This window comes from Bradyrhizobium sp. ORS 285, assembly GCF_900176205.1.
Taxonomy (GTDB): domain Bacteria; phylum Pseudomonadota; class Alphaproteobacteria; order Rhizobiales; family Xanthobacteraceae; genus Bradyrhizobium.
In genome coordinates this window covers 7642163-7666912 of the sequence record NZ_LT859959.1, presented here as the reverse complement: position 1 = coordinate 7666912, position 24750 = coordinate 7642163, and the positions used below count along the sequence as shown (strand labels likewise).

The following is a 24750-nucleotide window of genomic DNA, read 5'->3' as shown; positions in this document are numbered from 1 at the left end:
ATGTAATGCCGTAGCGCATCATCGGCAGTATTCTCGTGGACCCCCACCCCCGACCCCTCCCCGCAAGGGGGAGGGGCCAATCCTGGGCCGCTTTCTTCGTCCAATCCAAGCTCGTGGTCCGATCCAAGCTCCTTTGGCCGCTTTGCGCGACATCATGTGGCAAGAGGCTCGCTCTCTCTTCCCCTCCCCCTTGCGGGGAGGGATCGGGGGTGGGGGTCGGCTCGGCGAGATCGTCATGATGAACACAGACAAACCGAATCGCCCGCAGCGCTATCGCGCCCGAGTTGATGTCACCAAAACCCTCAAAAATGCCGAGGGCGCAGGGAAGGCCGGGAGCTGGCTGCTCCCATGGCCCGCGTGCGAAAAGAAATGCACGCGGCGGTCACCACAGGTTCAGCCGAGACATCCCGGCCCTCCCTGCGCGATGGGTTTAACGTCTGCTCCGTACTCTCCCCGGGGACCGGGCTGTCTTGCCCCGTCGCCAGCGCGCCACGTCCTGTCAGGATCATGTCGCACCGACTTGGCGCCAGCATCGGGGCGCCAGGACCACACGGCTTGAACGTCCGCGAGCAGTCAATCGTCCAGCGCAAAGCACCTGACAAACCCGCGGCCACCGCTCCCCGCCTCTACGTATCGTGACGACGCGTACGCCCTCTGCATGAGGACGGGATGCGCGGGAGTAAATCATGATTTCGGGAAAATGGCAATAGCGAATTTCTGAAAAACAGACAACACATTGGCGTTGGCGAAATCAAGCAACAGCCGCTCATTGAGCGATACGTTCTGCAGGTGCGGCGCGCACGGCTGATGCTCGAACTCGTAGATTCCATGGGGGAGCGGTGAGCGAGCCCTTCCGATAGGTTTGGGTTTCCACACTCGAACCCTCGGAGAGTCAGATGCAGATATTGACTTTTGGCGCGCCCACCGCGGCAAACATTGGCACAATTTTCGCTGCGATTGAACTCAGTCAGAAGACCTGGCTGATCACGGTGCACAGTCCCGATCAGGGGCGCATGTCGCGCTACAAGCTGGAGGGCGGCGATCACGCCGGGCTGCTAGCGTTGATCGCCAAGATCCGGGTCCGAGCGGCGCAGAAGCTCGGATCGGAGCCGCGCGTGGCGAGTTGCTACGAGGCCGGCTATGACGGCTTCTGGCTGCACCGGCTGCTGGTGGCGGCTGGGATCGACAATCTGGTGTTCGACCCGGCCAGCATCGCGGTCGAGCAGCGGGCGCGGCGGGCGAAGACCGACCGGATCGACGGCGAGTTGCTGCTGCGGACGCTGATGGCCCTTTTGCGCGGAGAGCCGCGGGTAGTCCGGATCGTCCGGGTGCCGACAGTCGAGCAGGAGGACGCCCGGCGGATCAGCCGCGAGCGCGACCGATTGGTCACCGAGCAGACTGCCCATACCAACCGGATCAAGGCGCTGCTGCGGCTGTCCGGGCTTCAGGTCGGCAACCCGCGCCGCCGCAACTGGCTCACCTGGCTGGAGCAACAGCGTGACTGGCAGGACCAGCCGCTGCCGCCCCATGTCATGGCCGAGGTCAAGCGCGAGCACGCGCGTCTGATGCTGGTGCGCGAGCAGCTCGCGGCGTTGGAGCAGAGCCAGGATACGACGCAGGCCTCTGCCGTTCCCGCGAGAATGGCCACGCGGCGGGAGCAGCTGCAGCGGCTCAAGGGTGTCGGACCGGCGTTTGCCACCACCCTGGCCGGCGAGCTGTTCTACAAGGAGTTCCGCAACCGGCGCGAGGTCGCGAGCTATTGCGGCCTGACGCCGAGCCCATGGAAGAGCGGCGGCATCGATCGCGAGCAGGGCATCAGCAAGGCGGGCAATCCGCACGTCCGTCAGAAGGCGATCGAGCTGACCTGGCTCTGGATCCTTCATCAGCCGGACAGCGCGCTCAGCCGATGGTTCAGGGCCCGCACGCTCAACGCCGGCAAGCGTGCCAGGCGCATCGCAATCGTGGCCCTGGCGCGCAAGCTCATCGTGGCGCTGTGGCGCTATCTCGAGACCGGCCTGGTGCCTGAGGACGCGCTGATGAAGGCCTAAAGCGGATTTGCGATCAGGCCCGCGGCTCGCCGCGGTCTTGCGAGGATGGATGATGACCGTGCCACCCTAGGGCTGTACCACCAGCCGTCTTGTAGATAGGTCTCATCCTCCTGGCTTCTCGCCGCAAGCATGCGGAACATGGGCTCGGATGCCGTCATCATCCGACCGGATATGAGGTGATGCAGCGGACAAGCTGCAGGATCTTCGAAGCCAGTCCTCGACCGTAGACCCCCGATACCCAGGCCGGCATCGCCATGCCAACCGCAAAGCCGCCGTCCGCTACAGCGCTATATGGAGAGCGCGCGGCCGTCGGCTTTGCTCCACCCACCAGTCCGCCTCAAGGATACGAACGAAAGCAGCCCCGAACCTATCATAGAGCCTTGACTCACAAGACCCCATATAAGGGTGGGCAAAGGCGGACCCACGCTGCCTCCGAAGGACGAGCTCTTGGTGGCGCCGTGCCACCGTCTTTCTACAGCATGCGCTGAGCGACGGTGGGCACGCGGCCGCCTGGCGGCGGCTGCTTTGCCCACCCTACAGTTCGCGCGCCTGAACTACTCGTCGAACCCCACGAACACCGTCGCGTCCTTCACCGACTTGCGTTCCGAGATCACGGCATTCGCCGGGAAATCATGATCCGGCCAGCCGAGCGCGATGCTCTTCATGATGACCTGGTCGGCGGCGATGCCGGCGTGCTCGCGGACGACGGGCGACTGCATGATGCCCTGGCTGTTGATGACGGCGCCGAGGCCGCGAGACCAGGCGGCGTTGACCAGCGCGTTGGTGACCGCACCGCAATCGAACGGCGTGTCGTCGCTGCCGGCGAGGACGCGGTCGTAAGTGACGATGATGCAGACCGGGGCGTCGAACTGGCGGAAGCCGCGCAGCACCCAATCCTGGCGCTTGTCCTTGTCCTCGCGCGCGATGCCCATGGCGGAGAACAATTGCTTGGCGACCTGCACCTGGCGCTCGCGATGATGGCCTGCGAACGGCTCGCCGATGCGGAATTCGCGCGATTGCGGGACGCCGGCGACCATGCGCTCGGTGTTGCCGGCGCGGATGCGGTTGAGCGGCTCGCCGGTGATGACGTAGAAATTCCAGGGCTGGCTGTTCATCGACGACGGCGCGCGCATCGCGAGTTGTATGATTTCCTCGATCAGCGCGCGCGGCACCGGATCAGGCTTGTAGCCGCGAATGCTGCGGCGTCCGAGGATGACGTCGTCGAATTCCATGTGCGTGGACTTCCTGCCCTGAAATTGTTTGGTCGCGATCTTCGCGGCTTTTGAGTTCCGGCGCAAGATTGGCACCCGCCGACAGCGTCCGGCCGCGAGCTATTGGGTCAGCATCGACGCAACCGTGCGTGCAAGATCAAAGGGACTTTCCACCACGCGGTCCGCGCCGGCCGTCTCCAACTCATCGCGGCCGCCATAGCCCCAGAGCACGCCGAGGCTGCGCATGCCCACCGCATGCGCGCCGGCAATGTCGTGACGGCGATCACCGACCATCAGACCGTCGCGCGCAGCGATATTCCGTTCCGTGAGAATATGCGCGAGCAGCTCGGGCTTATGGTCCAACGCGCCTGACGGCACCGAGCCATGAATGGCCGTGAACAACGAGTCCAGCCCGAGATGCTCCAGGATGCGGCGCGCGAACAGCTCGCGTTTGGATGTCGCCAGATAGAGCCGTCGTCCGGCGCCGTGCATCTCCTGCAATGCCTCGCGGATGCCGGGATAGAGCGTGCTGGCGAACAGACCTTCCGCGCCATAGTGCTCGCGATAGGCGATCACGGCTTCATCGACCCGATCATCGTCATAGCGCTGCAGGATGATACGCAGCATGTCCTGCAGCGGCGGTCCGATGACGCTTGCAATGTCGAGCGTGTCGTCCGGCGTGTGCCCGAGGGCACGCAGCGCCGCCGCCGTGCTCGCGGCGATACCGGGCTGCGAGTCGATCAGGGTGCCGTCGAGGTCGAGCAGGACCGAATGGGACATGCCCGACCATAGTGGCCGACCGATCCGTCGTAAACGCCAGCGCGGGACACACAGGCCCGACGCACCAGCTCAAAGGTCAGATTTCGCGTCCATCGGTCGGCTGGATGACCGACGGCAGGCCGCCTGCGCTGATACACCGACGAGATGACACCCCTTGTGCGCTGGCTCGACGACCTCGCGCGGCTGTTTCGACCGGTCGAGCCCGCGCGCAACGCGGAAGACGAGCGCATCGCGCGACGGGCGAACGCATGGGCCAATTCGCCAGGGCTTCAACCACCGAGGGACGATGACACATCTTCGACACCGCAAGGCCGAGCTTGACTGCCTCGCTGCGGCGGAGCGCGTCAGCGACGCCATGCTGCGTTCGTTCTGGCTGGCGGCGGCGGACTGCTATGCGGTGCTGCAGCATTCGATGGAGCAGGTCAGTCCTGTTCCAGCAGTCGCCGATACTGGTCATCAATCAGGCGGTAGCAGGGACATGCTGCGGCTTGCAGACCATCCCGGTCGAGAACCTCGACCTGGCCGCGATGGTAGCGGATGAGGCCGGCCTGCTGCAGCATGCGCGCGGCGATCGTCACGGTCGGCCGGTGGACGCCGAGCATCTGGCTGAGAAACTCCTGGGTCAGCATGAAGCTTTCGCCCTCGACGCGATCATGGGTTTGAAGCAGCCAGCGCGCGCACCGCTCCTGCACGGGATGCAGCCGATTGCACGACGCCGACTGCGCGACCTGGTTCAAGAGCGCCATCACGTAACGCATCAGCCGCACGTGAAACACCGGCATGCGCTTCAGCTCGGTCAGCAGCTCGGCCGCGCCCATGCGCAGGCCGGAGCCCGGCACCTGCACCAGCACGCGGCTCGGCATCGTCGGACTGCCGAGCAGGATCGGCACCCCGGCCATGCCTTCATTGCCGACGGTGGCGAACTCGACGATGTCGCCGTCGTCAGGCTCGTTGACCATCGACAGGACGCCGTTGATCGGGAAGTAGATCTGCGTGATCGGCTCGTCCGGCTCCGACAAGATCTGCATGTAGTTCAAATGCGTCTTCTGCAGATGTGGCCGTAGAAACGCGAACTCCTCGGCGGGAACACGGGCGAGCAGGCGGTTCTCCATGAGGATCTCCGGTGAACTGTTCCCCCAAACGTCATCTGGATGACAGATCTCCGGGGCAAGCCGGGCCACACGCGAACGTTCCTGTCGTACGTCACAGGCGCTTCTGCCCTTGCCTCAGGGCATGCCGAACACCCATTCGAGCGCGGCATTCTGTGCGTGAAGCAGAAACGCCTTGGCTTGCGCCGCGCGACAGGCGGGATGCCGCATCGCGTCCTCGGAGACCTCGTGCCCCCGGGTCACGGGCGGGCAGGGCAGGAACTCCAGATCCGGCCGGAGACCGTCCAGGAGCGCGGCCGTGATCTGATAGTCCTCTAACGCATCGGCTTCGTCGTCGCTCGGCCAGCAATCCGTGATGATCACGTCGGCGTCCTGCAAGGCGGCGAGATCGGTCGTGACGTGAAAGCGCGGTGACTCGCCCTGCGCATGCCATCGCGCCGGATAGACCTGGACCACGTCGATCGGAAGCACCTGCGCGGCCTCGATCCACGAGCCCAGGATGTTCGCGGCCGGCGCGACCACGGCGAACTTCAATCCCTCGATCGCGCCGCGGCGATGCCACAGGAAGGCGAGATCGCCGAGCGTCTCGCAAGGATGGTTCTGCCGCGTGCGCGCGTTGACCACCGGCGCCTGCGCCCAGTGCGACAAGGCATAGAGCATCTCGAGCTCGGGCGTGCGGCAGACCACCGCATCGAACCAGTTGTCGAGATAGGCGGCGAGATCCTCGACCGCCTCCGTGGCGTTGAGGCGGAGCGGCGCGTGCACGCAGACGCCGCCCATCGCCTGCACGCCGAGATCGAAGGCGGTGGTGTTGCGCCAGCCGCCATCGTCGACCACGAGCGCGATGCGCCGGCCTGTGAGGGCTTGCGGCATCGCGCGCGCCTGCCAGCACGCGCCGAGCTCCTGCGCGCGCACCAGCATGCCCAGGATGTCAGAGCCATCGAGGTCGCTGAGGGCCAGGATGTCACGATCTCCCGTCATGCACTCTCACCACATCCGGGGGGCGCCGATCGCTATCGAAGCCCCGCTCGCATCCGCCATGCGTCGTTCGCAATTGCCGTCGGCCCAGCACGAGCATAACCTTCGGCAAAAATCCAGGGAAGGAACCGCGCGATGGCAGAGATCACCACGATCGACACCGGCCTGTATCGCATTCCACTCAGCGTGACGCTGACGGACAGCACCCATGGCGCGATGACGGCGTTCGAGCTGATCACCTGCCGCGTGCGCGACGCCGACGGCGCCGAGGGGGTCGGCTATACCTACACGGTTGGACGCAACGGCACCGCCGTCGCCGACATCGTCAGGCGCGAGATCCCCGATCTCGTCGTGGGCCAGGAGGCCGACGATACCGAGGCGATCTGGCATCGGGTGTGGTGGGGCCTGCATTATGGCGGGCGCGGCGGCCCGGTCGTGCTGGCGCTGTCGGCGCTCGACATCGCGCTGTGGGACCTGAAAGCGCGGCGGGCGGGCTTGCCGCTGTTCCGACTGCTCGGCGGCTTCGATGCGCGCGTGCCCTGCTATGCCGGCGGCATCGATCTCGATCTCTCCGTCGATGCCCTGTTGCAGCAGACCGACGACAACCTCGCCCGCGGCTTCCGCGCCATCAAGATGAAGGTCGGCCGGCCCGATCTCGGCGCCGACATCGGGCGCGTCAAGGCGATGCGGCAGCACCTCGGCGACGGCTTTCCGCTGATGGCGGACGCCAACATGAAGTGGACCGTGGAGGAGGCGATCCGCGCCGCGCGGGCGTTGCAGCCGTTCGATCTGACCTGGCTGGAGGAGCCGACCATTCCCGACGACATCGCGGGGCACGCGCGGATTCTGGCAGCAGGCGGCGTGCCGATCGCCGCCGGCGAGAACTTGCGCTCGCTGTGGGATTTCAAGAACTACATCAGTGCCGGCGCGGTGTCCTATCCCGAGCCCGACGTCACCAATTGCGGCGGCGTCAGCGCCTTCATGAAGATCGCGCGGCTGGCGGAAGCGTTCAACCTGCCGGTCACCAGCCATGGCGCGCACGACATCACCGTGCACCTGCTCGCGGCCTGCCCGAACCGGTCCTTCCTCGAAGCCCACGGCTTCGGCCTCGACCGCTACATCGAACATCCGCTGGTGCTGGAGAACGGCATGGCGCAGGCACCGACGCGGCCAGGGCATGGCATCACATTCGATTGGGAGGGGTTGGCGAAGCTTGCGGGGTAAGGGCGGACGGTCATCACTGCTGACACAAGCCTGGCAGCAGCCTTGCGGTAGGGGGCGGTCACGGATCTTCGAACGCAAGGGAAATCGTCATGAAGTTCGCATCGACCCGCCTGGTGGCGGCTGACATCAAGGGCGTCGTCAGCTTCTACGAAAAGGTCACCCAGCAGAAGGCCGATTGGCTGGCGCCCGTGTTCGCCGAGATCGTGACGTCGCGCGCGACGCTTGCGATCGGCAGCGCCGAGACCGTCGCGCTGTTCAAGGAGGGTAGCGTGGAGCCGGGCGCCAATCGCAGCGCCATTCTGGAGTTTCAGGTCGATGACGTCGATGGCGATTTCGCGCGGCTGAAGGACGAGGTCGAGGTGGTGCACGCACCGAAGACGATGCCCTGGGGCAATCGCGCCGCGCAGTTCCGCGACCCCGAAGGCACGATCGTCAGCCTGTATACGCCTGTGAGCGACGCGGCGAGGCAGCGCTTCGGATCACGCTGAGAACGCATCTCGGTCGCTCCGGCCGGCCTAGGCTCTTGCACTCGGGCGGCTCGACACGTCGCCGTACCACCGCTTGATATGACGGAGATGATCCGGCGGATCGAGCTTGGCACGAGTGGCGAAGTCGACCGTCACCATCGCGCTGATGTCGGCGATCGTGAAAGCCTTGCCGCAGACGAAGGCGTGATCGGCCAGCCGGCCGTCGAGCCACGCGAAGTAGTGCGCGGCGCGCAGACGGCCGCGCTCGGCGAGCGCCGGGATCTGGTCGAGCGGCAGCGGGCCCGGCAGCGCGCGGTGCTCGAGCCCCGGCATGCTGTTGCGGAACGCTTCCTGAATGGCATGAATGCCGTCCCATTCGATCCGCCGCACCCAGCATTCGATGAGGGCACGCTCTTCCGCGTCGCGTCCCATCAGGGCAGGCTCGGGATGCAGCTCCTCGATGTAGCGGCAGATCGCGATGATGTCGGTGATGGCGGCGCCGCTGTCGAGCTGCAGGACCGGAACGGTGCATTGCGGATTGAGCGCGCGAAACTCCGGCTGAAACTGCTCGCCGGCGCGCAGGTCGAGCTGGACGATGGGAATCGTGACGCCCTTCTCGGCGAGGAAGATGCGCACGCGGCGCGGGCTTGGCGCGGTGGGCGAATCGTACAGCTTCATGGGCGTTCTCTCCGGGTGACTGGCTGAGAGCAGCGCGCGGACGGCGCGACGGCGCGGCTACGCCACGGCGAAGATCTCGTCCTGGTCCATGCGCACTGCGCGCAAGGCGCGGGTCCGGCGCCATTCGTCCTGCTGTGTGGAGACAGCGTAGGTGATCAGCAGCGAGCGGCGGCGCGCGCCGCTGCGGTTGCGCGTCGCGCCGTGCAGCAGGTTGACGTCGAACAACAGGATGTCGCCGGCCTCGCCCGTGGTGACGAAGGGCCTCGCCTGCGCATCATTCGTATCTAGGCGATGCGTCCCAGGCGCCACCTGTGTGGCGCCATTGTCGGGGCCGAAGCCATCGAGAAAGGCCAGCGCCGAGACCGCGTCGGTGCGGAGCCGGTCGACGCCATCGCGATGCAGCGGCTGCTGACCACCATCGGCGAGCGGCTCGCGGCCCTCGACCTGGCCAAGGAAGAACGGCGCCTTCAGGATGTGAGATACCGCTGATAGCATCAGAGGCAGCCGGCAGACGCGCTGCACCGTCGGGTCGAGATCGACCATCGCGTGGCGCCAGTCGCGACCGCGCGGCACCGGCCATTGTTCCGAGGGCACCGTCCCTGCCTCGAACGCGTCGCGCAGCGGCTGCAGCCAGTCCGTCGGGATCGCGCCGCGCAGCAGCAGATAGCCGTCGGCATCGAGCCGCCGCGCCTCGGCTTCGGCGAGGGAGCCGACGCGTGTGATCGCCGCTGCCGAAACCTGCATCCACACTCCAAGGTGTCGTTGTGAGATCGATGCATCTTCAACGAAGGATCGCCTGGCCGCAAGCGGCATCGCACGCCATCGAGAACGACGTGCATGTCACAAAATTCCACTTGCGTGACGCGCACGCCGGCCTACGAGTGAGCCATTGATTAGAGGCATATTGACGTGAGTAGAACCCTGACTGCCGGCCGCGCCGATCCCTTCACGCGACGCGGCCTCGACGACATTTTCGGCGGCGCCGCCGCCAGCGTCCTGACCATCACCTACGGCCTGTCCTATTCGCTGCTGATCTTCGCCGGACCGCTCGGAGCCTATCTCGGGCAGGGCATCGGCATCACCTTCATGGTGTCGGCCGTGATGGCGCTGGTGCTCGGGCTCGGCAGCTCGCTGCCGTTTGCGATCGGCGCGCCCGACAGCTCGACCGCCGCCGTGACGGCCATCCTGGCGGCGTCGCTGGCGGAGCGCATCATCGCCACTGACCCCGGCGCGTCGCCGTTCATGCCGGTCGTCATCACCCTCGGCCTGACCAGTCTCGTCACCGGCCTCGTGCTGTGGGGATGCGGCATCAGCCGGCTCGGACGCATGATCCGCTACGTGCCCTATCCCGTGGTCGGCGGCTTCCTCGGCGCCACCGGCGCGCTGATCGTGATTGGCGCAATCGGGGTGATCACCGGGCACCGCCTGCAGCTCTCGACCTTGCCCGCCTTCGTCAATGCGCAGACCGGCTATGAGCTCGCCGCCGCCGCGGCGATGGCAGTGCTGCTGTATCTGACATGGCACCGGTCTCGGAATCCGTTCGGCCTGCCGGTCATCCTGGTGAGCGGCACGATCGCGGCGCATCTCGGCTTCTGGCTGTGCGGTATCACGCCGGTCGCGGCGCAGGCGATGGGCTGGACGTTCCTGCCGCCGCCGCAGGTCGCGCTGGTGTGGCCCTGGACGGCCGATGCGCTCGGCAACTATCCGTGGGCGGCGCTGTCCGATCTATCCGGCAACATCGTCGCCGTGATCTTCGTCACCGCCGCCAGCACCTTGTTCAATACGGCGGGGATCGAGGTCGCCACCCATCACGAGGCCGATGTCGAGCGCGAGCTCGCGGTCACCGGCGTCGCCAATGCGCTCGCCGGCGTGCTCGGCGGCTACACCGGCTGCATCTCGATTAGCCGCACCGCGCTCAACGTGAAGGCCGGCGGCACCGGGCGACTCTCCGGCCTCACCGTCGCCGCCGTCTCGGTCCTGATGCTGGCGTTGTCGCAGCCGCTGCTCGGCTACATGCCGAAATTCGTGCTAGGCGGCCTCCTGCTCTATCTCGGCGCCGACACGCTGCACAAATGGGCCGTGCAGTCGCGACGGCGGCTGTCGAAGACCGATTACGCCTCGCTGCTGCTGATCATCGCCATCATCCTGCAATGGGGCTTCATCGCGGGGATCCTGATCGGCGTCGTCATCGGCTGCGCCGCCTTCGCACTGAGCGCCTCGCGCGTCAGCGCCGTCAAATACGGCTTCGACGGCAGCGAATATCGCTCCTCGCTCGATCGCTCGCGCGACCATCAGGCGCTGCTGATGGCGCAGGGCCGCGAGATCCAGGGGCTCTGCCTGCAGAGCTATTTGTTCTTCGGCTCGGCGAACCGGCTGTACCAGCAGGTCAAGCTGCTGCTGGCGCGCCGCCCGGAATGCCGCTTCCTGATCTTCGATTTCAAGCTCGTCACCGGCATCGATTCATCGGCTGCCTACAGCTTCGCGCAGATCAAGCGGCTGGCGCTGGAGCGCGACGTCAAGCTGGTGCTGGTCCACATGCCCCGTTCCGTCGAGCGCACCTTGCGCGCCAGCGAGTTCATCAGCAAGGACGTGCTGATCGCGCCCGAGCTCGATCATGCCTTGGAATGGTGCGAGAACGCGATCATCACGCGTCACCACGAGCATGCGGAGGACGAGGCGTCGCTGCGCGACTGGCTCACGCACATTCTCGGCAGCGAGGCCGAGGCCGGCGAGCTGATGGCGCGCTGCATCAGGCTCGACGTCGGCGCCGGCACCACGGTGGTGCGCGCCGGCGAGCCGGCCGCCTCGATGCATTTCATCCTCGACGGCCGCGTCGGGATCATGGTGCCGGCCGAGCAGGGCGGCAGCACCCGGGTGCGCAGCCTCGGCCGCTACACGACGATCGGGGAGATGGGCCTGGTCGCACAGACCCCGCGCAGCGCGACGATCCAGGCCGAGACCGACAGCGTGCTCTACGAGCTCACGATCGCGCAATTCGAAGCCATCTCGCGCGAGCACCCTGCGCTGGCGCAGAAGCTGCTGACCTATTTCATGACGATCATGGCGGAGCGGCTGAACTTCGCCAACCGCACCATTGCCGTGCTGCGACGGTAGCCCGGGGCTGAGCGGGCGAAGCCGCCGGACCGAGACGATCGGTCGCGGCGCGCAAAAGGCGCGGCCGATCGGCCGATTCACCAATCGTTAACTCCGACGGCCTACCTGCGGAGAGTCGTCATGATCAGACACAGATTGAAATGATCTGACCAGCCGCTTGCAGGTGCACATGGTCGCCGTCAGTAGCATGAACCAGATCTCGCCCGCGAATGAGCGGGTCTACCGCCAGAGCAATCTGCTCGGCGAGTGGAAAGGCAGCTGGACCGCCAGCGGCCAGGCCGTGAGCTTCAAGGTCGTGAACATCCGCGGGGCCGCGGCCACGGTGGAATACACCCATAACGGCCGCACCGAACGCGGCATCGGCCAGGTCAACGGCTCGACGATCGACTTCGGCGCGGTCACGCTCGGCACCAAGAACGGCAAGAACGCAGTGCTGCTATTCTCGGCCGGCGGCGGCAAGGCCACCGCGATGCTGGAGAAGCAGGCGCCTCCCGCCAGCGAGAGCAATCTCCTCGGCAGTTGGGCCGGCTATTCCGGCGAGAACGGCATGAGCGCGAACTATCGGGTGTTGGCGGTCAACGGCAAAGAGGCGCAGGTCAGCGTCACCGCGAATGGCATCACCCGCCAGGGCACCGGGATCGTCTACAAGAACACCATCATGTTCGAGCAGACGCAGATCTCGACCGACGACGGCAAAAGCGGCAAGGTCATCTACCAGTACGGCAACAAGTCCTACATGGTACCGGTCGACAAGCTTCCCAAGATCGCCTGAGCCGGCGCGCCCGAAACTCGGACGCGCAAGCTCAGCGGCGTTAAGTTCAGACGCGTTAAATCAGACCCCTGCCATCATCACGTATTTGATCTCGAGATATTCCTCGATGCCGTGATGTGAGCCCTCGCGCCCCAAGCCGCTCTCCTTGACGCCGCCGAACGGCGCCACCTCGGTGGTGATCAGGCCGGTGTTGACGCCGACCATGCCGGACTCCAGCGCTTCCGCGACGCGCCAGACGCGGCCGAGATCGCGGGCATAGAAGTAGGACGCCAGGCCGAACGGCGAGGCGTTGCACATCGCGATCACGTCGGCCTCGTCCTTGAAACGGATCACGGGCGCGAGCGGGCCGAACGTCTCCTCATGCGCGACCAGCGCATCCGCCTTGACGTCCCGCAGCACGGTCGGCTCGAAGAAGGTGCGACCGAGCGCGTGGCGCTTGCCGCCGGTGACGACCTTGGCACCGCCCTTCACCGCATCGGCGATGTGGCGCTCGACCTTCTCGACCGCCTCCGCGTTGATCAGCGGCCCCTGGGTCACGCCGGCCTCGGTGCCGTCGCCGATCTTCATCGCCGCAACCTTGGCGGCGAGCCTCTCGACGAAGGCATCGTAGATGCCGTCCTGCGCGTAAAGGCGGTTGGCGCAGACGCAGGTCTGGCCCATGTTGCGGTACTTCGAGACGATGGCGCCTTCGACCGCGGCATCGACATCGGCATCGTCGAACACCACGAACGGCGCGTTGCCGCCGAGCTCGAGGCCGAGCTTCTTCACGGTGCCGGCTGACTGGCGATACAGGATCTTGCCGACCTCGGTCGAGCCGGTGAAGCCGACGAAGCGCACCGCCGGATGCTCGCACAGCACCTTGCCGATCGGAGGCGCATCGCCGGTGATGATGTTGAGCGCGCCCTTCGGGATGCCGGCGCGCTCGGCCAGCACGGCGAGCGCCAGCGCCGACAGCGGCGTCTCATTGGCCGGCTTCAGCACCACGGTGCAGCCGGCGGCGAGTGCCGGCGACACCTTGCGGGTGATCATGGAGTTCGGAAAATTCCACGGCGTGATCGCGCCGCAGACGCCGATCGGCTGCTTCAGCGCCAGCAGGCGCGCATCCGGCTTCTGCGTCGGGATGGTCTCGCCGTAGACGCGGCGCGCCTCCTCGGCGAAGAACTCGATATAGGCGGCGCCGATATCGACCTCGCCGAGCGCTTCGGTCAGCGGCTTGCCCTGCTCGGAGGTGAGGATCAGCGCCAGGTCCTCGCGGTTCGCAATGATCAACTCGAACCATTTGCGCAAGATGTTGGAGCGCTGCTTGGCGGTCTGCTTGGCCCACAACGGAAAGGCGCGCGACGCGGCCTCGACCGCCTGCGTCGTCTCGGCGGCACCGAGCTGCGCGACCTTGGCAAGCTCTGCGCCCGTTGCGGGATTGTTGACCGAGAGCTCCGGCGTGCCGACCCAGGCGCCGTCGATGTAGCACTGCTCACGCAGCAGCGAAGCGTCTTTCAGGCGCTCGCGCAAGCTAGCGGTGGCAGGCGCATTGGAGCGGGCAGCGGCGGTCGGTGTCATCGGGCGTCTCCCTCGAAGCGGTCGATCTGTCGCGGGCGACTATAGCCACGGCCCGTCACGGGCGCACCGCGTGTGCGCCTTCTGAACGGTACATTCGACCGGACCAACCGTGCCTTGACAGCACCAAACAGGATGGCCGCGGGTGCCCCCAATCGGTGCGGCCTCAGGCCGCGCCGCTCATATAGGTCTCGCGACGGCCGATCATCCGTTCCGCGGCTGCCTTGGCGTCAGCCTTGGTCGAGGTCGCGCAGGTGCGGTATTCCAGGTCGGGCAGCGCGGCGGGGTCGCGGCGGCCGAACCAGGATTTCTGCCCCACGGGCAGCAACGCCAGCGCCTGGGCCACATTGTCGACCGCGCCAAACGAATACAGCGCCCCGGTGGCGGCCACGCGCACTTCGTAGATTCCAGGCGTGATCGGTGCCTCGATATTGTCACCGCGACCCGGGCGGGGATACCGCTTCCACTCGCTCCACTTCGAAATCATATCGCCCCCAAGGCGGACGTTGCCGCCATAGCCATGTCGTCGGCCAGAAAAAGCCGGTTGTTGAACCCTTTAATGCAAAAATGGTTGCAACTCACAACAGTCCGAGGCCCGTGGTGGGAACATGGCGCCCATGTGACGGACTCGCGGCTCGATGGAACTAATCATGATTCTGTGAGCAATTTGAAGCGCTGTGGCGTTCTCGCCCCGGTTCTCCCGCCCGATCTGCGTTCGCGCCGCATCATCACGAGATCGCGACCGGCTGCGTCGGCAGGGGTTCTTGCCGCCCGGATCGAGGCGAGGAACAATCCTGTACCGCCGATCAAGAGCGGGACGGAGGAGACCATGCAGAACAACACCGACATCGATGGCGTGCTGCGGCAGAAGGCGGAGGCGCGCGAGATCCCCGGCGTCGTCGCGATGGCAGCTGATAGCAACGGGGTGATCTACGAGGGGGCGTTCGGCAAGCGCGACCTCGGCCGCGACGATCCGATGACCACCGACAGCGTGTTTTGGATCGCCTCGATGACCAAGGCGATTACCTGCGCCGCCGGCATGCAACTGGTCGAGCAGGGCAAGCTGTCGCTGGATACGCCGATCGGCACATTGCTGCCGGATCTCGCCGCGCCCCAGGTGCTCGACGGCTTCGATGCCAAGGGCGAGCCGGTCCTGCGCCCCGCCAAGACCGCGATCACCTTGCGGCATCTGATGACCCACACCGCCGGCTTCTGCTACGACATGTGGAACGGCGACATGGCCACCTATGTGCAGAAGGCCGGCACGCCGGGCATCATCACCTGCAAGAACGACGCGCTGAAGCTGCCGCTGGCGTCGGATCCCGGCACACGCTGGGAGTACGGCATCAATATCGACTTCGTCGGCAAGGCCGTGGAGGCTGCGAGCGGGAAGACGCTCGACACATACTTGCGTGACAATCTGTTCGCGCCGCTCGGCATGGACGACACCGGCTTCAAGCTCGGCGCCGCGCAGCGCGCCCGTCTGGTCGGCATGCATGCGCGCGGCGAGGACGGCAGCCTGGCGCCGATCCCGTTCGAGATCGAGCAGGAGCCGGAATTCCATATGGGTGGCGGCGGCCTGTACGGCACCGCCGGCGACTACATCCGCTTCACCCGGATGATCCTCAACCACGGTCGTGACAACGGCAACCAGGTGCTGAAGCCCGAAACCGTCGCGGCGATGCGCGACAACCACATCGGCGAGCTGGAGATGACGAAGATGGCCGCCGCCGTGCCCGGCGTCACCAACGACGTCGATCTCTATCCTGACATCGTGAAGAAGTGGGGCCTCAGCTTCATGATCACGACGGCGCAGACGGCAGAAGGCCGCAGCGCCGGCAGCCTCGCTTGGGCCGGCCTCGCCAACACCTACTACTGGATCGATCCGGCACGCGACGTCACCGGCGTGATCCTGATGCAGTTGTTGCCGTTTGCCGACCGGCTTTGCCTGGAGACCTTCGCGGGCTTCGAGCGCGGCGTGTATGCCGGGCTGGACGCTGCAGGCGGCCAGAGGGCGGCGTGATGAGGTGAGACGATGCGGAGGCGGGCGATCGCGAGATCGTACGCCTCCGGCGCCTTACCCCGTCTGAACTAATAAGTCCCTCGCACGGAACGGTCGGTGCGCTCCCTCTCCCCGTTCTTACGGGGAGAGGGTTGGGGTGAGGGGCAGCCACACCCACCGACCGTGCGGAACGCCCCCCTCACCCGGATTGCATCTTTCGATGCAATCCGACCTCTCCCCGCACGCGGGGAGAGGTAAGGGGCACCGAGTGGGCCGTAGCAGCGAAACTGACAGCGCGAGTAGTTACACCTTCAGCCCGTTCTGCGCCGCCAGCTCCTTCAGCGAGAGCTGCGGGCGGGCGCCGATGTGCTGGATCACTTCGGCCGCAGCCAGGCCGCCGAGCTTGCCGGCGATTTCGTAGCCGGTCTTGCGGACGAGGCCGAACAGGAAGCCCGCGGCGAACAGGTCGCCGGCGCCGGTCGTATCCACCAGCGTCTCGATCGGATGCGCCGGCACCGCGATGACGCCATCGTTCGACACCACGACGCAGCCCTTGTCGCTGCGGGTGACGATGCCGAGCGTGGCGTCCTCGCGCAGCTGCTTCAGCGCGCCGTCGAAGTCTGAGGTCTGGTACAATGAATGCAGCTCAGCCTCGTTGGCGAAGACGAGGTCGACGGTGCCGCCGCGCATCAGGTCGAGGAACTCCTCGCGATAGCGATCGACGCAGAACGCATCCGACAGAGTGAGCGCGACCTCGCGTCCCGCATCATGGGCGATCGTCGCGGCCTTGACGAACGCATTTTTGGCGTCCTTGGGATCCCACAAATAGCCCTCAAGATAGACGATGCGCGCAGCCGCAATCTGAGCGGGATCGATGTCGGCCGTGGTCAGGTTCTGCGCGGCACCGAGATAGGTATTCATGGTGCGCTCGCCGTCCGGCGTGACGATGATGTAGGAGCAGCCGGTGGCCGGGCCATCGGCCGCGGGCGCGGTGTCGAACGCGACGCCGGCGGCGCGGATGTCGTGCGTGTACATCTTACCGATCTGGTCGCCCTTGACCTTGCCCACATAAGCAGCACGCGCGCCGAGGCTGGCGAGGCCGACGATGGTATTGGCGCCCGAGCCGCCCGACATTTCCGTCGCCGGGCCCATATCCGCATAGATGGCTGCCGCGCGCGCCTCGTCGATCAGCGCCATGCCGCCCTTGGTCATGCCGTGCTTGGTGAGGAAAGCCTCATCGGCCTGCACCAGCACGTCGAAAATCGCGTTGCCGATCCCGAGAACATCGTATTTCGCGTCAGTCATCCACTGGCCCCGTTTACGGCGTTTGCAAACGCTGCGGCCTATCACAAGCGGCGCTGCTATAGAAGCCTCATGATCCGATCATTCGTGACCGTGTTGTCAGGAACACTCAGCTCGCGCCTGCTCGGCTTCGGCAGGGACGCGCTGATCGCCGCGCTGCTCGGCGCGGGGCCGGTCGCGGATGCATTCCTCGCGGCATTCCAGCTCGTCAACGTCATCAGACGGCTGCTGACGGAAGGCGCGCTCAATGCTGCGCTTGTGCCGGCCTGGCTGCGGATATCCCGGCAGGCGGGCAGCACGCGTGCGGCAGTTTTTGCCGGCCGCGTGCTCGGCACCGTCAGCGCAGGGCTTTTGGTGGCAACGATCGTGCTGGCGCTGCTGATGCCATGGATCATCACCGTGCTGGCGCCCGGCTTCGCCGGTGAAGAGACGCTCACCCTTGCCGTCAACGATGCCCGGCTGATGCTGCCTTATCTCGCCTTCGCGGGCCCCTCGACCGTGCTGCTCGCGCTGTCGACGGCGCAGGGACGCTTCGCGCTCGCGGCGTTCGCACCGCTGCTGTTCAACGTCGCGCTGATCGCAGCCACGATCGTGCTGCTGATGCAACATCCGGATCCGTCGTCCGCTGCACTGCTGCTCGCCGCCACGATCGGCATCGCCGGACTGCTGCAGCTCGCCATGCTGGCGCAAGGTGGAAAGCACCTTCGCATCGCCTGGCCGATCCGTGTCTCGATCGACGCCGAGATGCGCCGCTTCTTCACCAACGCGCTGCCCGGCATGGTCGCCAGCGCCGGCCCGCAATTGCTCGCGGTCGGCGGAGCGATCGTCGCGTCCACCACGCCGTCGGCCGTGTCATGGCTGTATTTCGCCAACCGGCTCATTGAGCTGCCGCTCGGCCTCGTCGGCGTCGCGATGGGCACCGTGCTGGTGCCGGAGCTGACCCGCGCGTTGCAGTCAGGTGATCAGGAGGCGCTGTCCGAGGTACAGTCGCGCGGTCTCGAGCTGACGATCGGGCTGGCGCTGCCCGCGACGCTCGGACTGATCATCCTGAACGAGCCGGTCGTTCGTTTGCTGTTCGAACATGGCGCGTTCACCGCAAGCGATTCAGCGGCGACGGCGCGGGTCTTGACCTGGCTCGCGGCCGCGCTGCCGGCGCAGGTATTGACCAAGGCGCTGCAGCCCGCCTTCTTCGCCCGCGAGGACACGCAGACGCCGCTCCGCGCCACCCTGATCGGGTGCGGTGTCGCCATCGCGCTGGCGTTCCTGCTCGCGCAGCCGTTCGGGGACCAGGGCATCGCAGCGGGTTTGACGCTCGGAGCCTGGGCCAATGCGGCAGTGCTGATCCGTCGCGGCACCGCAGGCTTCGGCTTTGCCATTTCGCATGCAGCGCGGCGCCGGCTGCCGCGCATCGCGCTGGCAGCCGGCGCGATGGGCGCTGGTCTCTGGATGGTCGCGGCGCGTACGGGAGAGCCAGCGGGTGGCCATCTCGGCGCCGCCCTCGTTCTCGCGGCCCTGATCGGCGGTGCGATCGTCCTTTATGCCGCGCTGCTGCTGGCTCTCGGCGTCGTCGATTGGAAGCAGGCCGCCCGGGCCATCCGGCAAAAGCCCGCCCGCGACTTGCACCTTTAAGGCGCTCGTGCCAAACGACGCTCCAAATCCATCATCCGGAACAGTGACCATGGCCTTCGTGGAACGGGTTTTCTCGGGCGTCCAGCCGACCGGCAACCTGCATCTCGGCAACTATCTCGGCGCGATCGTCAACTTCGTGAAGATGCAGGAGACGCATAACTGCATCTATTGCGTCGTCGACATGCACGCCATCACCATGCCGATCGACGTCTGGGGCGGTCCGGCCGAGCTCGCGCGCAACACCCGCGAGGTCACCGCGGCCTTCATCGCCGCCGGCATCGATCCGAAGAAGCACATCGTCTTCAACCAGAGCCAGGTCTCCGGCCATGCCGAGCTGGCCTGGATCTTCAACTGCGTCGCGCGCATCGGCTGGCTGAACCGCATGACGCAGTTCAAGGAGAAAGCCGGCAAGGACCGCGAGAACGCCTCGGTCGGTCTCTACGACTATCCGGTGCTGATGGCGGCCGACATTCTGCTGTATCGCGCGACGCATGTTCCGGTCGGCGAGGATCAGAAGCAGCATCTCGAGCTCTCGCGCGACATCGCGCAGAAGTTCAACAATGATTTCGGCGACTCGATCCGGGCGCAGGGTTTTGGCGACGGCCTGTTCTTCCCGCTGCCGGAACCCTTCATCACCGGTCCCGCGACGCGCGTGATGTCGCTGCGCGACGGCACCAAGAAGATGTCGAAGTCGGATGCGTCGGACTATTCGCGCATCAATCTGACCGACGATGCCGACACCATCGCGCAGAAGGTCCGCAAGGCGAAGACCGATCCGGAGCCGCTGCCGAGCGAGGAGAAGGGGCTGGATACGCGCCCCGAGGCCGACAACCTCGTCGGGATCTATGCGGCGCTGTCGGATCGCAGCAAGGCGGACGTGCTCAGGGAGTTCGGCGGTGGCCAGTTCTCCAGCTTCAAGAACGCGCTCGTCGAGCTCTGTGTCACCAAGCTCGGTCCGATCGCCGCCGAGATGAAGCGCCTGACGGCCGATCCGGGTTATGTGGACTCCGTGCTGGTCGACGGCGGCGAGCGCGCCCAGGCCATCGCGGCGGAGACGATGAAGACCGCCAAGGATATCGTCGGCTTCATCCGCAAGGCGTGATGGATAACGCCTGACCGCGGCAACGCAGCGATCTGCGCTGCCGCCCAATCGCAAGTGGAACCTGCGGCCCCTCTCCCCAACGGAGATGGGCTGTGGCAGCATCACGGCCGGATCGACTCGCAGCAGCAGGCGGCAACGAGGATGGCGGCGCAGCGGCAGAGCTACCAGACCGGCCATGCGCCGAAATGCCTGGTCGTGGTCGACGACAGCGAGGAATGGGACCGCGCGATCCGCTATGCCGGCCGCTGGGCCGTGCGGGCCGGCGGCCGCATCGTGATGCTGCACGTCATCGAGACCGAGGACCAGAACCAGCAATGGCTGGGGGTCGCCGACCTCATGCGCGCCGAGGCCCAGGACGAGGCCAATGCCGCGCTCGACCAAGCGTCCGAACTGCTGTCCGCAATCGGCGCGCCCGCGCCCGAACGGCTCATTCGCGAGGGTGAGCCGACCGCGCAGATCCTGGCCAGCATCGAGCAGGACAGCGACATCGCTCTGCTGGTGCTCGCAGCCCATTCCGGCCCCGAAGGCCCGGGGCCGCTGGTCACCCACGTCACCAAGACGATCGGGGCCTTCCCGATCCCGCTGGTGATCGTTCCCGGCGACCTCGGCGACGCCGATATCGACGCACTTTCATAGGCTTATTCATAGGCTTGGCGAGAGAGCGCAGGGATCGCCCTCTTGATCGTGCGCGGCCGCGCGCCATCTGCTATGAGGAACACCACAGGCCGGCCTTGAACCGGCGCTGCCGGAGAAAACCATGTTCATCCAGACTGAAGCCACTCCCAATCCCGCCACCCTGAAGTTCATCCCGGGCCGCGTCGTGCTGTCGACCGGAACGATGGAGTTCGCGAGCCGCGACGCCGCAGCACGTTCGCCGCTCGCGGAGCGGCTGTTCGCCGTCGACGGCGTCACCGGTGTGTTCTACGGCGCCGACTTCATCACCGTGACCAAGAGCGACGGCGAGTGGCAGCACCTCAAGCCGGCCATCCTCGGCGCGATCATGGAGCACTACATGTCCGGCGCGCCGCTGCTCGCCGACGGCAGCGCGGCCAATGACGAATCCGCCGATGAGGACGATGAGTTCTACGACGAGGCGGATACCGAGACGGTCGGCATGATCAAGGACCTGATCGAGAGCCGCGTCCGCCCCGCGGTCGCCAATGACGGCGGCGACATCACCTTCCGCGGCTTCAAGGACGGCATCGTCTATCTCAACATGAAGGGCGCCTGCTCCGGCTGCCCGTCATCGACGGCGACCCTGCAGCACGGCATCCAGAACCTGCTGAAGCACTTCGTACCGGAAGTAGTCGAAGTCCGCCCGATGTGAGAAGGGCGATTGGCGAGTAGGGAGTACCGAGTAGGAGACGTCCCTTCGCTGCTCGGCGCTCGCTATCGCTCTCTCACCGCCAGCCTCTGGCAAACCGAGATCCGCGGCTGTCGGTCCACGGAATCCTGACTGCTAAAGCATGATCCGGAAAAGTGCGCAGCGGTTTTCCGAAAAGATCATGCGCAAACAATAACCTAAAGCGCGATGACGATTCATCCTGATCTCATCGCGCTTTAGTTCACTCCGTCATGCCCGGGCTTGTCCCGGCCATGACGACGTTGTGAGAGATGAGCACAAAACTGCGATCGTCAGATGCGAGAGCCCTGCTCTCCTCACGCCGCCTTGCCGATGGTGGCGGCCTCGGCCGCGGCCTGGCGCATGTTCGATGACATTTCGCTGGTGACAGTGCTCTGCTCGCCCACCGCCTGCGCCGTCGATGACACGTATTCGTTGACGCTCTGGATCGCGGCCTTGATGGCGTCGAGCGCGCCGACGACATCGGATGAGATGCCGTTGAGGTTGCCGATTTCGCTGCCGATCCGATCGGTCGCCTGCTTGGCCTGATTGGCCAGGTTCTTCACCTCGCCGGCAACCACCGCAAAACCGCGCCCGGCTTCACCGGCACGCGCGGATTCGATCGTCGCGTTGAGCGCGAGCAGGTTGATCTGGCCGGTGATGCTGCCGATCAGTTCGACGATGCTGCTCATCGCGCCGGCGGCCGAGGACAGCCGCTTGGCCTGCTGGTCCGCATCCTCGACCCGCGTCACCGCCGCCGTGGCGGTCTCCTTCGACTTGGCCATGGCGTCGGCGATCTGCTGCACCGATGAATTGAGCTGCTCGGCGCCGGCCGCGACATGCTCCATCATGCCGCGGACCTTGTCGCCCTTCATCCGGGTGATCACCTGCGAGGTGACGTCGGTCGCGAACTTCACGATCTTGAACGGCTTGCCGTTGAGATCCTTGATGGGATTGTAGGTCGCCTGGATCCAGACTTGACGGCCGCCTTTGCCGGCCCGCTCGAACTCGCCGCTCTGGAACTCGCCGCGTGCCAGCGCCGCCCAGAACTCACGATAGTCGGCGCTCTCGCCCGTACCCGACGGCATGAACATCCGGTGGTGCTTGCCCTTGATCTCGGCGAGCGTGTAGCCGAGCGTCTTGAGGAAATTGTTATTGGCGTCGAGCACATGGCCGCTCAGATCGAACTCGATCACCGCCTGGGACTTGCGGATCGCCGCGATCTGGCCGGCGAAGTCGGAGGCATTGAGCTTCTGCTGCGTGACGTCAGAGGCGTATTTCACTACCTTGAACGGACGTCCGGTGTCGTCGAGGATCGGATTGTAGGAGGCGAGAATCCAGACTTCCTTGTTGTCCTTGCCGCAGCGTTTGAACTCGCCCGAGCGGAACTCGCCGCGATTGAGGCTCGCCCAGAACTCCTTGTAGGCAGCGCTGTCACGTTCGCCCGGCAGCACGAACATGCTGTGGTGGCGCCCCTTGATCTCGGCGAGCGAGTAGCCCATCGCATTGAGGAACTGGTCATTTGCGTCGAGGATCGTGCCGTCGAGATTGAACTCGATCACCGCCTGCACGCGCCCGATCGCCGCGATCTTTCCGGCATCCTCGATGCTGCGCATCTTCTGCGAGGTAAGGTCGGAGGCGAACTTGATGATCTTTACCGGCTTGCCGCCTTCGAGCACGGGATTGTAGCTCGCCTGGATCCAGATCGGACGGTTGCCCTTGCCGAAGCGCTTGTACTCGCCGGAGCGGAACTTGCCGGATCTGAGATCGCTCCAGAAGGCGCGATAGTCGGCGCTGTCGCGCATCTCGGGCGACACGAACATGCTGTGGTGCCGTCCCTGGATCTCGGCCAGCGAATAGCCTATCGCGTCGAGAAAATTCTTGTTCGCGGTGATGATCGTGCCGTCGGTGCCGAATTCGATCACGGCCTGCGAGCGATTGATCGCCTCGACCTGAGCCATCGCATCGCGCGACGCCGAGCTGCCTGACCAGAACGCCATGGAGGATCCTCTTTCCGGGATATGGGGCGGCGCCTTGCTCCGCGAGGGGCGCCAGCCGGAACGATGTTTGCGGGGGACAACTCCCACGCGCCCGGAAAGATTTGGTTAAATAATCGGAAATTCAGTAGTTTACCTGCCCGGTGATTGCCGCCTGATGCGTTTTTCCTGATCAGGATGTAAGAAGACGGCAACCGACTTCATCAAAGTACCCAAAAAGGTATTCGGCGCTCCCTCACTGCGAACCCCACGGATGTTGATCCTCGCCATCGATACTGCCCTCGACCATTGCGCCGCCGGCGTTCTCAATACTGATTCGGCCGAGATGATCGCCCACGAAACCTTGCTCATGAAGCGCGGCCATGCCGAGGCGTTGATGCCGCTGCTCGCGCGCGTGATGCAGCAATCCGGCATCGGCTTCGCCGATCTCGACCGCATCGCGGTCACGACCGGCCCCGGGAGTTTCACGGGACTGCGCGTCGGGCTCTCTGCCGCGCGCGGCATTGCGCTTGCCGCCCACAAGCCGGTGGTCGGCGTCACCACACTGTCCGCCTATGCCGCACCGGTTGTCAGCGAGGACCACAATCACCCGGTGATCTCGGCGATCGATGCCCGGCACGATCATCTCTACTATCAGGTCGTGAGCGGCAGCGGCGAGGAGCTGGCCGCGCCCCAGGTTGCGTCGATCGACGACGTGCTCGCCGCCGCACGGTTCGGCGCGCCGCATCTGGTCGGCAATGCCGCGGCGATTCTCGCTGAGCGCTGGCCGCATGAGGATGCAGCGCCAGTCGCGGTTGATACCCAGCCCGGTCCGGATATCGCGTGGGTCGCCTGGCTGGGCGCGGCGGCGGATCCCGCGCACGCGCCGGCGCGGCCGTTCTATCTGCGCGCGCCCGACGTCAAGCCGCCCGCGGGCGCCATGCTAAATCCGGTGCAGACGGCCGTCTCCTGATGAACATGTTCTTCCGGTGGCTCAGCCGCCCCAAACCCTCGATCGAGGCTGCCACGCCGCGCGACGCTGCTCGTCTCGCGCAGATCCACGCCGCCTCGTTTCACCGCGGCTGGGGCGAGGGCGAGTTCGAGACCATGCTCGTCGAGCGCAACACGCTCATCCATCGCTTGCAACTCGGTCGCAAACTCATCGGCTTCATCGTCTCACGCATCGGCGCCGACGAAGCGGAGATTTTGTCGGTCGCACTTGACCCAAATCAGCGCGGTCGCGGCCTCTCTCGTGATTTGTTGCTGACGCATCTGGGGCATCTTGCAGGTCGCGGAGTCCGGACGGTTTTTCTCGAGGTCGAGGAAAACAACCAGCCGGCCCGGCGACTCTATGAACGTGCCGGATTTGCGACCGTCGGCCGGCGGGAACGCTATTACCTTCAGCCCGGCGGGGAACAGTTGAACGCGCTTCTGATGCGCCGGGACTTGTCGTAACCTGCGC

The 24750-nt window shown here is 65.7% G+C and carries 22 protein-coding genes; 12 read left to right on the top strand and 10 right to left on the bottom strand.

Going from position 1 to position 24750, the window contains the following annotated elements:
• Window positions 1–896: 896 nt before the first annotated feature.
• The gene (locus BRAD285_RS34510; RefSeq protein WP_087877709.1) at window positions 897–2048 is read left to right on the top strand and encodes an IS110 family transposase; all 1152 of its coding nucleotides are present in this window, start codon (window positions 897–899) and stop codon (window positions 2046–2048) included.
• Window positions 2049–2602: 554 nt separating this feature from the next.
• Here the strand turns inward: BRAD285_RS34510 and BRAD285_RS34505 are convergent.
• The 4 genes from BRAD285_RS34505 to BRAD285_RS34490 all read right to left on the bottom strand — a co-directional run bounded on the left by BRAD285_RS34505 (window position 2603) and on the right by BRAD285_RS34490 (window position 6063).
• On the bottom strand, window positions 2603–3280 hold the full coding sequence (locus BRAD285_RS34505; RefSeq protein ID WP_006610905.1) for a nitroreductase: 678 nt from the start codon (window positions 3278–3280) through the stop codon (window positions 2603–2605).
• Between the two features lie 99 nt (window positions 3281–3379).
• Window positions 3380–4039: an HAD hydrolase-like protein gene (locus tag BRAD285_RS34500; RefSeq protein WP_006610906.1), complete on the bottom strand. Its 660-nt coding sequence runs from the start codon at window positions 4037–4039 to the stop codon at window positions 3380–3382.
• Between the two features lie 422 nt (window positions 4040–4461).
• On the bottom strand, window positions 4462–5151 hold the full coding sequence (locus BRAD285_RS34495) for a Crp/Fnr family transcriptional regulator (RefSeq protein WP_006610907.1): 690 nt from the start codon (window positions 5149–5151) through the stop codon (window positions 4462–4464).
• 114 nt (window positions 5152–5265) lie between these two features.
• The gene (locus tag BRAD285_RS34490; RefSeq protein ID WP_006610908.1) at window positions 5266–6063 is read right to left on the bottom strand and encodes an ornithine carbamoyltransferase; all 798 of its coding nucleotides are present in this window, start codon (window positions 6061–6063) and stop codon (window positions 5266–5268) included.
• A gap of 198 nt (window positions 6064–6261) precedes the next feature.
• Here BRAD285_RS34490 and BRAD285_RS34485 point away from each other — a divergent pair, with 198 nt between their 5' ends.
• Together BRAD285_RS34485 and BRAD285_RS34480 are read left to right on the top strand one after the other, a co-directional pair.
• A complete protein-coding gene (locus BRAD285_RS34485) occupies window positions 6262–7350 on the top strand; it encodes a mandelate racemase/muconate lactonizing enzyme family protein (RefSeq protein WP_006610909.1) in 1089 nt (362 codons plus the stop codon).
• Window positions 7351–7439: 89 nt separating this feature from the next.
• Entirely contained in the window at window positions 7440–7838 is a 399-nt protein-coding gene (locus BRAD285_RS34480; protein ID WP_006610910.1) for a VOC family protein, read from the top strand.
• Between the two features lie 27 nt (window positions 7839–7865).
• On the opposite strand, the gene BRAD285_RS34475 is transcribed toward BRAD285_RS34480, so the two are convergent.
• Window positions 7866–8495, bottom strand: coding sequence for a glutathione S-transferase family protein (locus BRAD285_RS34475; RefSeq protein ID WP_006610911.1), 630 nt, complete (start codon window positions 8493–8495; stop codon window positions 7866–7868).
• 57 nt (window positions 8496–8552) lie between these two features.
• Window positions 8553–9239, bottom strand: a complete 687-nt coding sequence (locus BRAD285_RS34470) for a phytanoyl-CoA dioxygenase family protein (RefSeq protein ID WP_035645605.1) — start codon at window positions 9237–9239, stop codon at window positions 8553–8555.
• 165 nt (window positions 9240–9404) lie between these two features.
• On the opposite strand from BRAD285_RS34470, the gene BRAD285_RS34465 reads away from it, so the two are divergent.
• Window positions 9405–11609 (top strand): SulP family inorganic anion transporter, encoded by a 2205-nt coding sequence (locus BRAD285_RS34465; RefSeq protein WP_006610913.1) that lies wholly within the window; start codon window positions 9405–9407, stop codon window positions 11607–11609.
• 169 nt (window positions 11610–11778) lie between these two features.
• Complete coding sequence (locus tag BRAD285_RS34460; protein WP_035645606.1) at window positions 11779–12381, top strand: hypothetical protein; 603 nt, start codon at window positions 11779–11781, stop codon at window positions 12379–12381.
• 60 nt (window positions 12382–12441) lie between these two features.
• On the opposite strand, the gene BRAD285_RS34455 is transcribed toward BRAD285_RS34460, so the two are convergent.
• Both BRAD285_RS34455 and BRAD285_RS34450 read right to left on the bottom strand, forming a co-directional pair.
• A complete protein-coding gene (locus BRAD285_RS34455) occupies window positions 12442–13938 on the bottom strand; it encodes an NAD-dependent succinate-semialdehyde dehydrogenase (RefSeq protein WP_006610915.1) in 1497 nt (498 codons plus the stop codon).
• A gap of 163 nt (window positions 13939–14101) precedes the next feature.
• Window positions 14102–14422 carry a hypothetical protein gene (locus BRAD285_RS34450; protein WP_006610916.1) on the bottom strand — a complete coding sequence of 107 codons (321 nt, stop codon included), beginning with the start codon at window positions 14420–14422 and terminating at the stop codon, window positions 14102–14104.
• 342 nt (window positions 14423–14764) lie between these two features.
• Here BRAD285_RS34450 and BRAD285_RS34445 point away from each other — a divergent pair, with 342 nt between their 5' ends.
• A complete protein-coding gene (locus BRAD285_RS34445; RefSeq protein ID WP_006610917.1) occupies window positions 14765–15958 on the top strand; it encodes a serine hydrolase in 1194 nt (397 codons plus the stop codon).
• Window positions 15959–16240: 282 nt separating this feature from the next.
• On the opposite strand, the gene BRAD285_RS34440 is transcribed toward BRAD285_RS34445, so the two are convergent.
• Window positions 16241–17242 (bottom strand): adenosine kinase, encoded by a 1002-nt coding sequence (locus BRAD285_RS34440; protein WP_006615434.1) that lies wholly within the window; start codon window positions 17240–17242, stop codon window positions 16241–16243.
• 69 nt (window positions 17243–17311) lie between these two features.
• Here BRAD285_RS34440 and murJ point away from each other — a divergent pair, with 69 nt between their 5' ends.
• The 4 genes from murJ to BRAD285_RS34420 all read left to right on the top strand — a co-directional run bounded on the left by murJ (window position 17312) and on the right by BRAD285_RS34420 (window position 21297).
• On the top strand, window positions 17312–18868 hold the full coding sequence (gene murJ / locus BRAD285_RS34435) for a murein biosynthesis integral membrane protein MurJ (RefSeq protein ID WP_006615435.1): 1557 nt from the start codon (window positions 17312–17314) through the stop codon (window positions 18866–18868).
• A gap of 49 nt (window positions 18869–18917) precedes the next feature.
• Complete coding sequence (trpS, locus tag BRAD285_RS34430) at window positions 18918–19970, top strand: tryptophan--tRNA ligase (RefSeq protein WP_011923308.1); 1053 nt, start codon at window positions 18918–18920, stop codon at window positions 19968–19970.
• Window positions 19971–20111: 141 nt separating this feature from the next.
• On the top strand, window positions 20112–20606 hold the full coding sequence (locus BRAD285_RS34425; RefSeq protein ID WP_006615437.1) for a universal stress protein: 495 nt from the start codon (window positions 20112–20114) through the stop codon (window positions 20604–20606).
• Between the two features lie 121 nt (window positions 20607–20727).
• Entirely contained in the window at window positions 20728–21297 is a 570-nt protein-coding gene (locus tag BRAD285_RS34420) for a NifU family protein (RefSeq protein WP_006615438.1), read from the top strand.
• Between the two features lie 332 nt (window positions 21298–21629).
• On the opposite strand, the gene BRAD285_RS34415 is transcribed toward BRAD285_RS34420, so the two are convergent.
• The gene (locus tag BRAD285_RS34415) at window positions 21630–23312 is read right to left on the bottom strand and encodes a PAS domain-containing protein (protein ID WP_006615439.1); all 1683 of its coding nucleotides are present in this window, start codon (window positions 23310–23312) and stop codon (window positions 21630–21632) included.
• A 250-nt stretch (window positions 23313–23562) separates the two neighbouring features.
• Here BRAD285_RS34415 and tsaB point away from each other — a divergent pair, with 250 nt between their 5' ends.
• Both tsaB and rimI read left to right on the top strand, forming a co-directional pair.
• Window positions 23563–24261 carry a tRNA (adenosine(37)-N6)-threonylcarbamoyltransferase complex dimerization subunit type 1 TsaB gene (gene tsaB / locus BRAD285_RS34410; protein ID WP_006615440.1) on the top strand — a complete coding sequence of 233 codons (699 nt, stop codon included), beginning with the start codon at window positions 23563–23565 and terminating at the stop codon, window positions 24259–24261.
• Window positions 24261–24743, top strand: coding sequence for a ribosomal protein S18-alanine N-acetyltransferase (gene rimI / locus BRAD285_RS34405; RefSeq protein WP_006615441.1), 483 nt, complete (start codon window positions 24261–24263; stop codon window positions 24741–24743). The genes tsaB and rimI overlap by 1 nt, the downstream gene beginning before the upstream one ends.
• Window positions 24744–24750 lie beyond the last annotated feature (7 nt).

What these genes read in the sequence shown, in the direction of transcription:
- BRAD285_RS34510 (WP_087877709.1), top strand. Translation starts at nt 897, where the DNA reads ATGCAGATATTGACTTTTGGCGCGCCCACCGCGGCAAACATTGGCACA.
- BRAD285_RS34505 (WP_006610905.1), bottom strand. Translation starts at nt 3,280, where the DNA reads ATGGAATTCGACGACGTCATCCTCGGACGCCGCAGCATTCGCGGCTAC.
- BRAD285_RS34500 (WP_006610906.1), bottom strand. Translation starts at nt 4,039, where the DNA reads ATGTCCCATTCGGTCCTGCTCGACCTCGACGGCACCCTGATCGACTCG.
- BRAD285_RS34495 (WP_006610907.1), bottom strand. Translation starts at nt 5,151, where the DNA reads ATGGAGAACCGCCTGCTCGCCCGTGTTCCCGCCGAGGAGTTCGCGTTT.
- BRAD285_RS34485 (WP_006610909.1), top strand. Translation starts at nt 6,262, where the DNA reads ATGGCAGAGATCACCACGATCGACACCGGCCTGTATCGCATTCCACTC.
- BRAD285_RS34480 (WP_006610910.1), top strand. Translation starts at nt 7,440, where the DNA reads ATGAAGTTCGCATCGACCCGCCTGGTGGCGGCTGACATCAAGGGCGTC.
- BRAD285_RS34475 (WP_006610911.1), bottom strand. Translation starts at nt 8,495, where the DNA reads ATGAAGCTGTACGATTCGCCCACCGCGCCAAGCCCGCGCCGCGTGCGC.
- BRAD285_RS34470 (WP_035645605.1), bottom strand. Translation starts at nt 9,239, where the DNA reads ATGCAGGTTTCGGCAGCGGCGATCACACGCGTCGGCTCCCTCGCCGAA.
- BRAD285_RS34460 (WP_035645606.1), top strand. Translation starts at nt 11,779, where the DNA reads ATGGTCGCCGTCAGTAGCATGAACCAGATCTCGCCCGCGAATGAGCGG.
- BRAD285_RS34455 (WP_006610915.1), bottom strand. Translation starts at nt 13,938, where the DNA reads ATGACACCGACCGCCGCTGCCCGCTCCAATGCGCCTGCCACCGCTAGC.
- BRAD285_RS34450 (WP_006610916.1), bottom strand. Translation starts at nt 14,422, where the DNA reads ATGATTTCGAAGTGGAGCGAGTGGAAGCGGTATCCCCGCCCGGGTCGC.
- BRAD285_RS34445 (WP_006610917.1), top strand. Translation starts at nt 14,765, where the DNA reads ATGCAGAACAACACCGACATCGATGGCGTGCTGCGGCAGAAGGCGGAG.
- BRAD285_RS34440 (WP_006615434.1), bottom strand. Translation starts at nt 17,242, where the DNA reads ATGACTGACGCGAAATACGATGTTCTCGGGATCGGCAACGCGATTTTC.
- murJ (WP_006615435.1), top strand. Translation starts at nt 17,312, where the DNA reads ATGATCCGATCATTCGTGACCGTGTTGTCAGGAACACTCAGCTCGCGC.
- trpS (WP_011923308.1), top strand. Translation starts at nt 18,918, where the DNA reads ATGGCCTTCGTGGAACGGGTTTTCTCGGGCGTCCAGCCGACCGGCAAC.
- BRAD285_RS34425 (WP_006615437.1), top strand. Translation starts at nt 20,112, where the DNA reads ATGGCGGCGCAGCGGCAGAGCTACCAGACCGGCCATGCGCCGAAATGC.
- BRAD285_RS34420 (WP_006615438.1), top strand. Translation starts at nt 20,728, where the DNA reads ATGTTCATCCAGACTGAAGCCACTCCCAATCCCGCCACCCTGAAGTTC.
- BRAD285_RS34415 (WP_006615439.1), bottom strand. Translation starts at nt 23,312, where the DNA reads ATGGCGTTCTGGTCAGGCAGCTCGGCGTCGCGCGATGCGATGGCTCAG.
- tsaB (WP_006615440.1), top strand. Translation starts at nt 23,563, where the DNA reads ATGTTGATCCTCGCCATCGATACTGCCCTCGACCATTGCGCCGCCGGC.
- rimI (WP_006615441.1), top strand. Translation starts at nt 24,261, where the DNA reads ATGAACATGTTCTTCCGGTGGCTCAGCCGCCCCAAACCCTCGATCGAG.